Origin of the sequence: Pseudonocardia oroxyli, assembly GCF_900102195.1 — a bacterium.
In the GTDB taxonomy this organism is placed as follows: domain Bacteria; phylum Actinomycetota; class Actinomycetes; order Mycobacteriales; family Pseudonocardiaceae; genus Pseudonocardia; species Pseudonocardia oroxyli.
This window is the reverse complement of record NZ_FNBE01000016.1, coordinates 95,638-107,830: the sequence shown is the minus strand read 5'-3', so window position 1 is coordinate 107,830 and position 12,193 is coordinate 95,638. Positions and strand designations below refer to the sequence as shown.

Annotated in this window: 11 protein-coding genes; all 11 read right to left on the bottom strand. The window is 73.7% G+C overall.

From position 1 onward, the window contains the following. Positions 1-7: 7 nt before the first annotated feature. Positions 8-142: a hypothetical protein gene (locus BLS43_RS31755; protein WP_281245861.1), complete on the bottom strand. Its 135-nt coding sequence runs from the start codon at positions 140-142 to the stop codon at positions 8-10. 98 nt (positions 143-240) lie between these two features. Then, entirely contained in the window at positions 241-654 is a 414-nt protein-coding gene (locus BLS43_RS22620) for a GlcG/HbpS family heme-binding protein (protein ID WP_093088617.1), read from the bottom strand. Between the two features lie 192 nt (positions 655-846). Beyond that, a complete protein-coding gene (locus BLS43_RS22615; RefSeq protein WP_281245860.1) occupies positions 847-1,608 on the bottom strand; it encodes a response regulator in 762 nt (253 codons plus the stop codon). Next, positions 1,605-4,184, bottom strand: a complete 2,580-nt coding sequence (locus BLS43_RS22610) for a DUF4118 domain-containing protein (protein ID WP_093088616.1) — start codon at positions 4,182-4,184, stop codon at positions 1,605-1,607. The genes BLS43_RS22615 and BLS43_RS22610 overlap by 4 nt, the downstream gene beginning before the upstream one ends. Before the next feature lie 3 nt (positions 4,185-4,187). After that, entirely contained in the window at positions 4,188-4,805 is a 618-nt protein-coding gene (locus tag BLS43_RS22605) for a potassium-transporting ATPase subunit C (protein ID WP_093088615.1), read from the bottom strand. Position 4,806: 1 nt separating this feature from the next. Then, positions 4,807-6,840 (bottom strand): potassium-transporting ATPase subunit KdpB, encoded by a 2,034-nt coding sequence (gene kdpB / locus BLS43_RS22600; RefSeq protein WP_093088614.1) that lies wholly within the window; start codon positions 6,838-6,840, stop codon positions 4,807-4,809. Beyond that, on the bottom strand, positions 6,837-8,495 hold the full coding sequence (gene kdpA / locus BLS43_RS22595; protein ID WP_093088610.1) for a potassium-transporting ATPase subunit KdpA: 1,659 nt from the start codon (positions 8,493-8,495) through the stop codon (positions 6,837-6,839). Before kdpA ends, kdpB begins: the two co-directional genes overlap by 4 nt. A 2-nt stretch (positions 8,496-8,497) precedes the next feature. After that, positions 8,498-8,599, bottom strand: coding sequence for a K(+)-transporting ATPase subunit F (gene kdpF / locus BLS43_RS29580; RefSeq protein WP_143030175.1), 102 nt, complete (start codon positions 8,597-8,599; stop codon positions 8,498-8,500). 188 nt (positions 8,600-8,787) lie between these two features. After that, positions 8,788-9,534, bottom strand: coding sequence for a DUF4118 domain-containing protein (locus tag BLS43_RS22585; protein WP_093088604.1), 747 nt, complete (start codon positions 9,532-9,534; stop codon positions 8,788-8,790). 99 nt (positions 9,535-9,633) lie between these two features. Beyond that, positions 9,634-10,917 carry a diaminopimelate decarboxylase gene (gene lysA, locus BLS43_RS22580; protein ID WP_093088601.1) on the bottom strand — a complete coding sequence of 428 codons (1,284 nt, stop codon included), beginning with the start codon at positions 10,915-10,917 and terminating at the stop codon, positions 9,634-9,636. Between the two features lie 158 nt (positions 10,918-11,075). Then, entirely contained in the window at positions 11,076-12,092 is a 1,017-nt protein-coding gene (locus BLS43_RS22575; RefSeq protein ID WP_093088598.1) for an ABC transporter substrate-binding protein, read from the bottom strand. Between the last annotated feature and the right edge of the window lie 101 nt (positions 12,093-12,193).

Below are 12,193 nucleotides of genomic sequence, written 5' to 3'. Positions count from 1 at the left end.
GCGGGTCTCAACCGCCCTCGCCGTCCTGCGGCCCATCCCCCCGTCGCCCGCACGGCGCCTGCTCCGCGGTGTCCGTGTCGTCGTGGTCGTCGTCGGGGAGGTCGGAGGGGCTCAGCTCCTGCTGCTCCCGGGGATCGCTCACGTTCGGCTCGCCGTGCTTCTCGGTACCCATCACCCGTGGTACCGCGACCACGGACGGTTAAACCCCCTCCCCGGGACCGGTGAAGGTGAGGCCGCCCCTCAGAAGCCCGCCGCGGCGGCGTCGGCCACCTGCTGGTCCTGTGCGCCGCTGCCCCCGCTGACGCCGACGGCGCCGACGACCCGGCCGTCGACCCGCAGCGGGACGCCGCCTGCGAAGATCATGACGCGGCCGCCGTTGGAGCCGCTGATCCCGAAGAACTGGGCACCGGGCGCGGCGGCCTCGGCCAGGTCGGCGGTGGTGATGTCGAAGGCCCGGGACGTGAAGGCCTTGTTGATGGAGATGTCGACGCTCCCGAGCCACGCACCGTCCATCCGGACGTGCGCGACGAGGTTCCCACCCGCGTCGACGACGGCGATGTTGCTGGGCTGCCCGATCGAGGCGGCCTCGGCCTCGCCCGCGGCGATGATCCGCCGGGCGTCCTCCAGGGACACGGACTCGGACTTGATGGTCATGGCACCGTCCTGCTCTGTCGGGGATTCTCGATCACGGACGCCACCCAGATTGGCCGGCGGCGGCCCCGCCCGCCTCCGCCCACCGGGTCGAAAGGTGGGTGGTCCGGTGCGCCCGCCGGACCCAACCGCCTTCCCCGGTGTGGTCGACCCTCACCGCGGCGCCGGCAGCCGCATCACCGGGCTACGGGGTGCTCAGGTCTCGCGCAGCGCGTCCCGCATGGAGTCCGGTGTGGACTCGAAGCGGTATCCCATGCCCGGTTCGGTGATGAGGTGGCGCGGCCGGGAGGGGTCGGGTTCGAGCTTGCGGCGCAGCTGGGCCAGGTAGACGCGCAGGTAGTTGGTGCGGTCCTCGCGGCGGGGTCCCCAGACGTGGCGCAGCAGGTCGCGCTGGGAGACCAGCCTGCCGCGGTGCTGCACCAACAGCTCGAGCATCTCCCACTCGGTCGGGGTGAGGTGCACGTCCGCCCCGGCCCGGCGGACCCGCTTGCGGGCGAGGTCGACCTCGACGTCCGCGAACTCCACGAGGCTGTCCCCGCCGCCGGTCGCGGTGGCGGAGCGGCGCACCGCGGCCCGCAGCCGGGCCAGCAGCTCGGCCATGCCGAAGGGCTTGGTGACGTAGTCGTCCGCGCCCGCGTCGAGCGCGGTGACCTTGTCGACGGAGTCGGCGCGGGCGGACAGCACGACGATCGGCACCCGGGTCCAGGCCCGCAGCCCGGTGATGACCTCGGTCCCGTCCAGGTCGGGCAGGCCGAGGTCGAGGACGACGAGGTCGGGGTGCACGTCACCCACCGACGTCAGCGCCGAGCGGCCGTCCCGGGCGGTGGTCACGTGATAGCCGTGGGCGGACAGGTTGATCCGCAACGCGCGCAGGATCTGCGGGTCGTCGTCGACGACGAGCACGCGCACCGCGCCCGTCTCGGCGGCCCGCGCACCGGCCCGCTCGGCCACGCTCACGACGCCGCCTCGGCGGTGGCCCGCGGGGCGGACGCGACGGCGGCGGGCAGCGAGACGACCGTGGTCAGCCCACCCCCGGGGGTGTCCTCGGCGGCGAGCGTGCCGCCCATGACCTCGGTCAACCCCCGGGCCACCGACAGCCCCAGCCCGATCCCCGAGGTGCGGCGGTCCCCCAGCCGTTGGAAGGGCGCGAAGAGCTTCTCCCGCTGCTTGGGGGGCACGCCCGGCCCGGAGTCGACGACGCGCAGCTCGACGCGGCCCTCGTGCGCGCTCGCCCGGAGCACGACGGGCGCGCCGCGGCCGTGGCGCAGAGCGTTGTCCACCAGGTTCGCCACGACCCGTTCGAGCAGCCCGATGTCCGCCAGCACGTCCGGGATGTCGTCCGGGATCTCCAGCCCCACCCGCTCGGCCTCGGGCAGCCCGATGAGCGCCCGGGCGGCGATCTCGTCGTACCCGACCCGCTCCGACAGCGGTTGCACCGCGCCCGCGGCCAGGCGGGAGGAGTCGAGCAGGTTGTCCACCAGCCCGCTCAGCCGGTCGGTGGACTCCTCGACCGTCTCCAACAGCTCGGCCCGGTCTCTCCCGGACAGCCGCAGCAGCGGGTCGCGCAGGCTGCCGACGGACGCCTTGATGGACGTCAGCGGGGTGCGCAGGTCGTGCCCCACCGCGGACAGCAGCGCCCCGCGGGTCTCGTTCGCCTCCGCCCGGCGGCGCGCCTGCTCGGCCTCCTCGACCGCCCGCTGGCCGCGCAGCGCGAGCAGGGCCTGGCCGCCGACGGTCTCCAGCAGGCGCCGGTCGTGGGCGGGCAGGTTCCGGCCGGTGCCGACCAGGTGCAGCCCGTCCTCCACCTCGACGTCGACGTCCGCGTCCTCGGGGCGCCCGCAGTCCGGCGGCCCGGACACCGCGACCCGGCTCCAGCTGCCGTCCGGCTGTTCCTCGAGCAGCGCGACGCAACGGAGGATGAAGGCCTCGCGGACCTTCTCCAGCAGCCGGGGCAGCGGGTCGGCCCCGGTCAGGACGGTGCGGGCGAACGAGGCCAGCAAGGCGGCCTCGGTCTGCGCCCGGGCGGCCTGCTCGCCACGGCGCGCCGCGCGGTCCACCACCAGGGCGACGAGCACGGCGACCACCACCATCGCGGCCACGGTGACCACGTTCTCGGGCTGCCCGATGGTGAACGAGTACAGCGGCGGGGTGAGGAAGAAGTTGAGCAGCAGCCCGCCCAGCAGCGCCGCCACCACCGCCGGGCCCAGCCCCCCGACGAGCGCGGCGAGCACCGTGGCCAGGAAGAACAGCACCACGTCCGTGGAGAGACCGACCACCTCGTAGAGCGAGGCGCCCACGGCGGTCGCGACGGCCGGCCCGAGCACGGCCAGCACCCAGCCCAGGAGGCGCCGGTTCATCGGGACGGCGCTGCGGACGCGCGGCGGCAGCCGCAGGCCCGCCGACCCGGCGGCGGCGTGGGTGACCATGTGGACGTCGATCGTCCCCGAGTCCTGCACCACGCGGGCACCGATGCCGGCGTCGAACAGCCGGGCCAGCCGGGAGCGGCGCGAGGTGCCGAGCACGAGCTGGGTGGCGTTGGCGCCGCGGGCGAACTCCAGCAGCGCCTCGGTCACCCCGCCCGCCCCGCCGTCTCCGACGACGGTGTGGAAGGTGGCGCCGACATCGTCCGCCAGCTTTCGCAGGGCGGTGGTGGCGCCGACCGGGGCACCGGCGAGCCCGTCGCCGCGCAAAACGTGCACGGCGAGCAGGTCCGCCTGGCCTGCGCGCTTGGCGATGCGGGTGGCGCGCCGGAGCACGGTCTCGGACTCGCGGCCGCCGGTGAGCGCGACGACGACCCGCTCACGGGTCTCCCAGGTCTCGGAGATGCGCTTCTCGGCGCGGTACCGGCGCATGGCGACGTCGACCTCGTCGGCGACCCAGAGCAGCGCCAGCTCGCGCAGCGCGATGAGGTTGCCGACCTGGAAGTAGTTGGCCAGGGCGGCGTCGATCTTCTCGGCGCCGTAGACGTTGCCGTGGGCGAGCCTGCGCCGCAGCGCCTCGGGGGTGATGTCCACGAGCTCGATCTGCTCGGCGCTGCGCACGAACTCGTCGGGGACGGTCTCGCGCTGGCGCACCCCGGTGATCCGCTCGACGACGTCGTTGAGCGACTCCAGGTGCTGCACGTTCACCGTGGCCAGGACGTCGATCCCGGCGGCGAGGATCTGCGCCACATCCTCCCACCGCTTCGCGTGCCGCGAGCCCGGCGCGTTCGTGTGGGCGAGCTCGTCGATCAACACCACCTCGGGGTGCCGGTCGAGCACGGCCTGCACGTCGAGCTCCCCGCCGACGGGGGTCTCCCGGCGCGGGAGGATCTCGAGCCCCTCGAGCAGGGCGGCGGTCTTCTCCCGGCCGTGGGTCTCGACGACCCCGACGACGACGTCCGTGCCGCGGTCGAGACGGCGCCGGGCCTCGCACAGCATGGCGTAGGTCTTGCCCACGCCGGGTGCGGCGCCGACGTGGATGCGCAGCTCGCCCTCCGCGGAGCCGCCGCGCTCCGCCGCGGGGTCGCCCTCACTGTGCGAGGACCCGGTCATCCGTCACCGTCCCTGTGCGTCCGCGACGGCGAGGTTCAGCTCGGGCACGTTCACCGTCGGTTCCCCGAGGAACCCGAGCACCCGACCCCGCGTCGCGCCGCCGACCAGCTGCTCGACCTCGGCGACCGACAGCCCCGTCACCCGGGCCACCCGGTCCACCTGCAGCGCAGCGTAGTCCGGGCTGATGTCCGGATCGAGGCCGGACGCGCTCGCGGCCACCGCGTCCGCGGGGACGGCCTCGGATGCCACCCCCTCGCGCGCGGCGATCAGCGCCCGCCGCCGCCCCACGGTGTCGAGCAGGTCGGTGGAGTCGGCCGCCTTGTTCGACCCGCCGGAGGTGGAGGGGTCCGCCGGACCCAGCACGTCCTGCGCCGAGGCCGAGGGCCGGGTGTGGAAGTAGGGGTCCGCGGCCGGGTCGGCGGGGACGGGATCGACCGCGACCACCGACGAGCCGACGACGGCCCCGTCACGGGTGATCGTCGAGCCCTCGGCGGAGTGGGCCAGGCCGGGGATCCGCGAGACCCCCCAGACGACGAGCGGGAACACGATCCCGCAGACCACGGTGAACACGAGGAGCAGGCGCAGACCGACACCGGTCTGGCTGCGCAGGGTGGAGAACACGTCACATCCCCGGGATGAGTCGGACGAGCAGGTCGATCAGGAAGATGCCGAGGAACGGCGTGACGACGCCGCCCAGGCCGTAGACGAGCAGGTTCCGGCGCAGCAGCGCCGACGCCGAGCTGGGCCGGTATCGCACGCCCCGCAGGGCCAGCGGGATCAGCACCACGATGATCAGGGCGTTGAACACCACCGCGGAGAGGATCGCGGACTGCGGCGAGTGCAGGCCCATCACGTTGAGCAGCCCCAGCGATGGGTACAGCGCGGCGAACATGGCGGGCAGGATCGCGAAGTACTTGGCGAGGTCGTTGGCCACGGAGAACGTGGTCAGCGCCCCGCGGGTGATCAGCAGCTGCTTGCCGATCTCCACGATCTCGATCAGCTTCGTCGGGTCGGAGTCGAGGTCGACCATGTTGCCCGCCTCCTTGGCGGCGGCCGTCCCCGTGTTCATCGCGACGCCGACGTCCGCCTGGGCCAGCGCCGGGGCGTCGTTGGTGCCGTCGCCGGTCATGGCGACCAGCCGCCCGCCCTCCTGCTCGGCCACGATGTAGGCCAGCTTGTCCTCCGGGGTGGCCTCGGCGATGTGGTCGTCGACGCCCGCCCGGGCCGCGATCGCGCGGGCGGTCCGCGGGTTGTCGCCGGTCACCATCACCGTGCGGATGCCCATCGCCCGCAGCTCGGCGAAACGCTCCGCGATGCCGGGCTTCACGACGTCGGAGAGCCGGATCAGGCCCAGCACCCGCTCGCCGTCGGCCACCACCAGCGGCGTCCCGCCCTCGTCGGAGATCAGCTGGACCCAGCGCTCGACCTCGTCGCTCCGCACGCCGGTCGCGGCGAGGAGGGTCTGCGCGGCGCCCTTGCGGACGCGCCTGCCCCCGATGTCCAGACCCGAGACCCGGGTCTGGGCGGTGAAGGGCACGAACTCGGCGCGGGCCTCCTCGGCGCTCGCCTCGGGGGCGAGCCCGTACTCCGTCGTGCAGAGCTCGACGACGCTGCGGCCCTCGGGGGTCTGGTCGGCGAGGCTGGACAGCCGGGCCGCCTCGGCGAGCTCGACCACCGTCGCGTCCCCCACCGGGATGAGCTCGGTGGCGCGCCGGTTGCCGAAGGTGATCGTGCCGGTCTTGTCCAGCAGCAGGGTGTCGATGTCCCCCGCGGCCTCGACGGCCCGCCCGGACTTGGCGAGCACGTTGCGCTGCACGAGGCGGTCCATGCCCGCGATGCCGATGGCGCTCAGCAGCGCCCCGATGGTGGTCGGGATCAGGCAGACGAGCAGCGCCACCAGGACGACGACCGACTGCGGGCCGCCCGCGTAGGCGCTCATCGGCTGCAGCGCCACGACGGCCAGCAGGAAGATGACCGTCAGGGCGGCGAGCAGGATCGTCAGCGCGATCTCGTTGGGCGTCTTCTGCCGGGACGCCCCCTCCACCAGCGCGATCATCCGGTCCACGAAGGACTCGCCGGGCTTCGTCGTGATCTCCACGACGATGCGGTCGGAGAGCACCGTGGTGCCGCCGGTGACCGACGACCGGTCCCCGCCCGCCTCCCGCACGACCGGGGCGGACTCCCCGGTGATGGCGGACTCGTCGACGGTGGCGATGCCCTCGACGACGTCCCCGTCGCCGGGGATGGTCTCCCCCGCCACGACGACGACCCGGTCCCCGATCTCGAGCTCGGTGCCGCCCTTTGTCGTCCCGTCCACCAGCCGGGCGACGGTGTCCCGCTTGGTCCTGCGCAGCGTCTCGGCCTGCGCCTTGCCGCGGCCCTCCGCGACGGCTTCGGCCAGGTTCGCGAAGAGCACCGTGAACCACAGCCAGATCGCGAGCAGCCAGCCGAACAGGCTCGGCGAGACGATCGCGTCGAGGGTGACCAGCACCGAGCCGACCCACACCACGAACATGACCGGGTTGCGCAGCTGCGCCTTCGGGTGGAGCTTGCGCAGCGCGTCGGGCAGCGAGGCCCAGAGCTGCGCGGGCCGGAAGGCGCCCGCCTTGACCGGCGCCCCCGCGGACTCGACGGGCCTGTCGAGGGTGGTGGTCATGCGAGTGCCTCCGCGAGCGGGCCCAGCGCGAGGGCCGGGAAGAAGGTGAGGGCGGCGACCAGGATCAGGGTCCCGCCGACGAGGACGCCGAACAGCGGCTGGTCCGTGACGAGCGTCCCGGCGGTGGCCTCCACCCGTTTCTGCTGGGCGAGCGACCCCGCCAGGGCGAGCACCGCCAGGATCAGCACGAACCGGCCGAACAGCATCGCCAGCCCGAGCGCCGACTGGAAGAAGTCGCTGGTCACGGTCAGGCCCCCGAAGGCCGAGCCGTTGTTGTTGGCGGCGCTGGCGAAGGCGTAGAGCACCTCGGAGAAGCCGTGCGCCCCGTCGTTGCTCAGCGCGTCGAGCGTGCTCGGCAGGGCGATCGCCAGACCCGCGCCGAGGAGCACGATCGCCGGCATCACCAGGATGTAGACCGCGGCGCACGTCACCTCGCGGCGGCCGAGCTTCTTGCCCAGGTACTCGGGGGTGCGCCCGACCATCAGGCCGGCGAGGAACATGGCGATGATCGCGACCACCAGGATCCCGACCAACCCCACGCCGACACCGCCGGGGGCGACCTCGCCGAGCAGCATGTTCAGCAGGGTCACCCCGCCCGCGCCGCCGGAGTAGCTGTCGTGCAGGGAGTTCACCGCGCCCGTCGAGGTCCCGGTCGTGGAGACGCCGAACAGGATGGAGGTCGGGATCCCGAAGCGGGTCTCCTTGCCCTCCATGGCCCCGGTCGCGATCCCGGCCGCCCCGGTGGGATGGGTCTCGGCGAACCACGCGACGGCCAGCAGCGCACCCCACAGGACACCCATCACGGACAGCAGGATCGTGCCCTGACGACGGTTGCCCACCATCGTGCCGAAGGTCCGGGTCATGGCGACCGGGACGACGAGCATCAGGAAGATCTGGAACAGGTTCGACAGCGCGCTCGGGTTCTCGAACGGGTGCGCGGAGTTCGCGTTGAACACGCCGCCACCGTTGGTGCCCACCATCTTCACCGCCTCCTGCGAGGCGGTCGGCGCCAGCGGGTGGGTGTAGGTGTTCCCGTCCAGGCCGGTGACGTCCACGCCGGAGCGCAGCGACATCGTCACACCCATGATCAGCAGGCCGACGGCGGCGAGGAACGACAGGGGCAGCATGATCCGCACCGTGGCGCGGGTCAGGTCGACCCAGAAGTTGCCGATCCGGTCGGTGTTCGCGCGCACGAACCCGCGGATCAGCGCCGCGGCCACCGCGAGCCCGACGGCCGCGGACAGCACGTTCTGCACGGTCAGCCCGGCCATCTGCACGGTGTCGCCCAGGACCTGTTCGGGCACGTAGGACTGCCAGTTCGTGTTGGTCACGAACGAGACCGCGGTGTTGAAGGCCATCGCGGGCTCGACCGCCCCGCGGCCGAAGGACAGCGGCAGCAGCGGTTGCAGGCGCTGCAGCAGGTAGAGCAGCACGATCGAGACGAACGAGAAGCCCAGCAGTCCCATCGCGTAGGTCGGCCAGCGCTGCCCGGAGGAGGCGTCGACCCGGACGAGCCGGTACAGCGCCGCCTCGACCCGCCAGTCCTTCTCGGACGTGAAGACCCTGGCCATGTAGTCACCCAGCGGCGCGTAGCAGGCCGCGAGCAGGACCAGCAGGAACAGCACCTGCAGGAGCCCGGCGAGAGTGTCGTCCACCGTCAGAACCTCTCCGGCCGCAACAGCGCCACCACGAGATAGACCAGCAACGCCAGCGCGACGACGCCGCCGACGACGTTCGCCACGAGGTCAGCGGTACTCACAGGCGCTCCAGCCCACGCAGGCACAGCACCAGGACGGCGAACCCGCCGACCAGCAGCAGTGCGTACAGCACATCGGCCACCGGAACACTCCTCATCCAGGCGCCCACCAGGACTTCCGGTGGGCCGGTGGCGAGTCTGCGGCGGGCCGGATCGCGGGAGGAAGTGGTGCTACGCGACCTTGACACCGATCACGGCGATTTTGACGCGTCCTTGACGGGGGCGAGACCCCGGTCACCCGTCGAGGGCCCCACCTGGGCGGCGAGCGAGACCGCGATCCGCAGCAGCGCGGCCGAGGGCTTGCGCACGGCGGTGGCCGAGCTGAGCAGGAACCGCCCGCCCGCCCGCGGCGCCTCGAGCTCGACGAGGTCCATCGTCGGCAGACCGTGCCGGGCGACGTCGACCGGCCGCCCGCGCCAGGTCACCGCGCCGTCGGGGCCCAGCCGCGGCCGCTGCGGATCGGAGGGCTCGGCGGCGAAGCGGCAGTCGTCGAGGTCGAGGACGTCGGCGATCATGGCTGCGACGACGGCCGCGGCCTCGGCGGTGCCGACGCCGTCGGCCGCCATCCGCGCCGCCTGCACCAGGCCCTCGACGTGGCCCTCCTGCCGGACCGCGCGGGCGAGCTCCCGGCGGCCCCACTGCGCCACCTCGCTCACCGCCGCCCCGACCACCAGGAGCAGCACCGCGGTCTCGACGTCCCGGGCACTGTGGATGGCGAAGTCGTCGTACGGCGCGGTGAGCACGAAGTCGAACGCCGCCGCCGCGGTGAGCGCGGCCAGCAGACCCGCCCAGCGGTCCCCGCGCACGGCGACCGCGAGGACCACCAGCACGAGGACGAGCGCGGCGCTGGTGTTGGCCACCCGGTCGCGCAGCAGGCTCGTCGCCACGGCCACCACGAGCGGCGCGACGACTCCGATCACCCGATAATGCCTGGTCACGACATCGAGGGAACACCCGGCGGCCGGGCGGCGGCAACCGGTGTTGACGCGCCCTTGACGGCGACCACCCGACCGGGGCAACGCCGTGTCCCCGCCGCCTCAGATCGGCAGGGCCGCACCCCCACCGACCCCGAGCATCGGGGTCGGGGCGACGGCGTTGTAGGTGGAGGCCATGGAGCGGGTGTAGGCGCCCGTGCACGGCACCGCCAGCAGGTCGCCCACGGCGAGGTCGGCGGGCAGCGGCACCCCCTCGGCGATCCGGTCCGTGGCCTCGCAGTGCCGTCCGACGACCGTCATCGGCGACAGCGGCGCCCGCACCGGCTTCCCGATCCGCCGCACCGGGTGGCGCGCGCCGTAGAGCGCGGGGCGGGGGTTGTCGCTCATCCCGCCGTCGACCGCGACGAACGTGGTGTCCCCGACGTGCTTGACCGCCCAGACCCGGTAGAGGGTGACCCCCGCCCGCGCCACGATCGCCCGGCCCGGCTCGACCAGCAGGTGCGGCACGGCGATCCCGTGGTGGGCGCAGGCGCCGCGCAGCGCCCGACCGAGATCCCGGGCGAGGTCCTTCGGGTCCAGGGTGGCGGGGCCGTCGTGCGCCGCACCGCGGACGTCCACGGCGTGCCCGCCGCCCGTGTCCAGCACCTGCAGGTCGATGTCCTGCTCCGCGGCGAACCGGACGACCCGGTGGACGGCGTCCACGTACGGCGCGGTCGAGGTCACCTGTGACCCGAGATGGCAGTGCAGCCCGACCAGCCGGAGCCCGCGACGGGTGCCGATCTCCTTCGCCGCGATCGCGGCCTCGGGGAACGGCAGCCCGAACTGCTGGTTCAGCGTGCCGGTGGTCAGCCCGGGCAGGGTGTGCGCGTCGACGCCGGGGGTGACCCGGATCAGCACGTCCTGCACGCCACGCGCGTGCGCGGCGACGCGTGCGATCTCGTCGAGCGAGTCGATGACGATCAGCCCGACGCGCGCCTCGGCGGCGGCCCGCAGGTCGGCGTCGGTCTTCACGTTCCCGTGCAGCAGGATGCGCTCGCCCGACACCCCCGCCGCCGCGATCGCCACCTCGCCGCCCGAGCACGCGTCGATCGACATCCCCTCCGCGCCGACCAGCCGGGCCACCGCGGGGGTGAGCAGCGCCTTCGCCGCATACACGATCTCGGCGTCGGGCAGGGCGCGGCGGTAGGCGCGGCAGCGCTCCCGGACGTCGGCGACGTCGAGCACCTGCAGCGGCGTGCCGTGCCGCGCGGCCAGCTCGGCGAGATCACAACCGCCGACGGACACCCGGCCGTCGCAGGTCGCGGCGGTGGTGACGGGCCACAGGCCGGGCTCCAGCCGGGCGGCGAGGGTGGGACGCAGGGTCGGGATGAGGTCGGCGAGGGTCACCGGAACTCCGTTTCGTGCCTCGGGTGCGGCGCCGCTGCGGCGCCCCGACCCCGGGTATGCGCCCTCCCGAGGCCGCCCCGCAGCCCTTCATGCGCGATCTTGACGCGGGCGCCCCGACTCCGAATGCGGTCCTGACGGCGTCCGGCCGCACGCGGCGGTCAGGGCGCGAGCTGCCGGGTCAACCCGTCGAGCACCAGCCGCGCGGCCGTGGGTCCGGCGTTCAGGTACCACGGGTCGTCGTCCACCCAGACCTGCTCGCCGGTGAGGTTGCGCCAGAGCTCGCTGCCCAGCACCGGCGAGCTCGCGGCGTCGGCGGCGGACGTCGACCCCTGCACGGAGTAGAAGATCAGGTCCCCGTCCGCGTCGCGGAGCTGCTCGGGCGACAGGTCCTGGGAGGTCTTGTCGAACTGTTGGGTCGCGGGCCGGGCCAGCCCCGCGTCCCAGGCGATGAACCCGGGGAAGGACGGCACGCCGAACACCCGGGTGCGGTCGACGGTGACGCGCACGAACGACACCGTCCGGTCCCCCGCCCGCGCACCGAGCGCCTTCGCATCGGCCTCGAACGAGTCCAGGTACGCGCGGCCCACGCCCTCCCTGCCGAGCGAGTCGGCGAGCAGGAGGAAGTCCTGCTTCCAGTTCACCCCGGTGCCCTGGACCAGCACGGTCGGCGCGATCTGCGAGAGCGCCGGGTAGATGTCCTGCGACGCCGCCGCGTTCGCCATGATCAGGTCCGGCTGCAGCGCCGCCAGCGACTCGAGGTTCGGGTTCTGCCGCTGACCGACCGACGGCATCGCGTCCAGCTGGGCGGCGTACTGCGGGAACGCGTCGCGGACGTAGCGCGGGATCAGGTCCGCCCCGTCCCCGGCGGCCGCCCCGGCGGGCACCACACCGAGGGTGAGGATCGCGTCCGTCTGACCGGTCGCGATCACCACGACCCGGGTCGGCTCGGCATCGATGCGGGTCTGTCCGCCGAAGTGCGTCACCGTCCGGGGGAACACCCCGTCCGGCTCGGCGGCGCCCATGCCCTCGGGAATGCCCTGCGGGCCGGGCGCGCCGTCGGCGGCGGCCGGAGCCGGGGGCGCGGACGTCGTGGGTGCCTGCCCGTCGGACGTTCCACACCCCGCGAGGACCACCAGGGCGGCCACGATCCCGACCAGGACACGGCTGCGACGCATCGCCACTCCTCAAGTGAGCCTCACCTAATTCTGAGGGAGACTAGCCGGCTCCCCCGTGGCCGGACGAGCTCTGTGATCGACGTCCCGGGACACTGACGCCG